Origin of the sequence: Planosporangium spinosum, from assembly GCF_049999945.1 — a bacterium.
Lineage (GTDB): Bacteria > Actinomycetota > Actinomycetes > Mycobacteriales > Micromonosporaceae > Planosporangium > Planosporangium spinosum.
This window is the reverse complement of sequence record NZ_JBLYUB010000071.1, coordinates 1-1,749: the sequence shown is the minus strand read 5'-3', so window position 1 is coordinate 1,749 and position 1,749 is coordinate 1. Positions and strand designations below refer to the sequence as shown.

General features: G+C 67.8%; 2 protein-coding genes. Both read left to right on the top strand.

Translation table 11 applies throughout. The annotated features are described in order from the left end of the window. Positions 1-242: 242 nt before the first annotated feature. Positions 243-569, top strand: coding sequence for an SEL1-like repeat protein (locus ACNTMW_RS34235; RefSeq protein WP_426638221.1), 327 nt, complete (start codon positions 243-245; stop codon positions 567-569). Between the two features lie 14 nt (positions 570-583). After that, entirely contained in the window at positions 584-865 is a 282-nt protein-coding gene (locus ACNTMW_RS34230; RefSeq protein ID WP_426638220.1) for a hypothetical protein, read from the top strand. Positions 866-1,749: the final 884 nt, after the last annotated feature.

Genomic DNA, 1,749 nt, shown 5'->3' with positions numbered 1-1,749 from the left:
GGCAGCGGCTGCACTCTGCGCTCGACTACCGCACCCCAGCCGAAGCCCTCACCGACTACCAGATCCGCATCGCCGCCTGACCAGCAAACCCACGAGGACCTGTCCAAGATCCTTGACACAGCTCAGAGGCTGGCGACCCGCAGGCTATGTACAACCTCGCGCTGCTGACCGGGCGGCGGGGCGACACGGCGGGGGCCACCGACTGGCTGTGGCGGGCGGCCGGCGCCAGGTACGTACCCGCCATGACGCGACTCGGTCGGACCGACATAGCCGCCGGTCGAACGGTGCAGGCCGAGTACTGGCTGGCGAAGGCGACCGAGGCGGGTGACGCGGGTGCGGCGTTCGAACTCGGTATCCTTCAGGCCGAGCGGGGGGCTTATGCAGCGGCTGAGACGTCGATGCGGATCGCCGCCGATCACGGCGACACCCGGGCGATGAATAACATCGGGGTGTTGATGGAGGCCCGCGAACGTCCGGCCGAGGCGGTGGAGTGGTACCGGAAGGCCGCCGAGTTCGGTGACGAGGACGCGACAAGGAACCTCGCCCGGCTGACTGGTGGTAAGAGTTAGCGAAGGAGCCGTTCGTGTCGGACCAGAACGAGGCAGGCGGTCACGACACCGGCACGCCCGACGGTGTTGCCGGCCCTACGATCTCGAAGGTCGGTTCATCCCGGGGCTGGATACGGCTGTCGATCGATGGCCGGACCGCTACCGTGCCCGGCGAGGTAATCATGATCGGTGAGCGGGTGGGTTTCGTGGTGTACGTGTCCAGCGCCCGGTGGGACGACGACGGCGGGGAGTTGCCGGCTCCGCTGCTCGAGCATGTCAGGACGTTCCTGCAGAGCCCGAACACGCTGGTTGAGTAAGCGTGCGCCCGAGGTAGCGCTCGCCGATCTTCTGCCACCCGTGAACGCCGCATCGGCTCGATCGGGTCCAAGCGGTTGCGGTGTGCCAGCCCCTGGCGCCGCTCCGTGCCGGGCACCGGGTTGAGCGCCGTCCTGCCCGAACCGCGTATGTTCTGCCTGCGGTCCGATCGGTGTGTGCTGTTCCAGTGGATGGCCACTGCGGACGCTTTGAACTGGCTGCGCCGCCACCGTCCGGCGAATCTACGTGCCGACCCTTGGGAGCTGGCTGGAGCACCGCAGTACCTTTCGGTTTCTGGTCCACGTCGATCCCGACCGCTCAGCAACGCGGTCGCCGAACACGAACAGCACACCTTCGGGCGGGACATCCTGCTGCCCGGGTACCGGCGCGCCAACCGGCGGTACCCGTTGGCGTGGCGGGGCTGGGTGCTCCCCGGTCGACGCCCGCTGCGACTACAGTTCGTGACTGCCCGGCGAGGCAGGGGTGTCGCGGCGCACCGAGTTGGCGGTTGTGGCTGACGTTTCGGCCGTACAGGGGGCCGCACGGCGTTGTGGCCAGCCGTAACGCGAGGTTGAGCAGACCGGTCCGCCGCCGGTCCTGAGCCTCTGCGGGTTCCCCCGCGACAGGACGTACGCCAGCACGGCGTTTCCGACGTGAGCATCGAGTCCGGCACGTGGTTGGCGCCTCGGGCGATCAGTTTCGGCGACCCAGCCCATGGGTCCTCGCTGGTCGACGGTTTGTGTTGTGTTGGAGTGCACTCGGTCACGTCCCGTGGGATGGTGTAGATCGCCTGCGTGAGGCTCTGTGCGCTGTTCAGTTTTCCGGTTCGTCGTCGGGCTGACAACAAACGGCGGTCAAGCGGCGACGAGCTCTGTGCCGGTTTCGG

Bases quoted from the DNA above. Each gene is read 5' to 3' on its own strand.
- ACNTMW_RS34235 (WP_426638221.1), top strand. From the start codon at position 243: ATGACGCGACTCGGTCGGACCGACATAGCCGCCGGTCGAACGGTGCAG.